1 protein-coding gene is annotated in these 348 nt (G+C 61.2%); it reads left to right on the top strand.

Going from position 1 to position 348, the window contains the following annotated elements:
• Window positions 1–348: Ig-like domain-containing protein (locus tag ACOZKU_RS06915; RefSeq protein WP_421578230.1), on the top strand; the 348-nt coding region annotated here is incomplete at both ends.

Here is a 348-nt window from a genome sequence, read left to right on the forward strand (position 1 = left end):
GCCGGCATTACAGACACGACCAACGTCATCACCCTCGACAATACCGGCGTGGCCGATCTTGCCGGCAACACCGGGACCGGGATCACCAATTCGAACAACTACAGCGTCGACGGCCAGCGCCCGACCGCAACCATCATCGTGGCTGACAATGCCTTGGCGGCAGGCGAGACCTCGCTGGTGACCTTCACCTTCAGCGAGGCCGTCAACGGTTTCACCAATGCCGATCTGACGATCGCCAACGGCATGCTGAGCTCCGTCAGTTCGTCCGATGGCGGCGTCACCTGGACTGCTACCTTGACGCCGAACGCCGGCGTAACCGACGCGACCAACCTTATCACACTCGACAAT

The sequence above is a fragment of the Shinella sp. M31 genome (assembly GCF_049199205.1).
Taxonomy (GTDB): Bacteria; Pseudomonadota; Alphaproteobacteria; order Rhizobiales; family Rhizobiaceae; genus Shinella.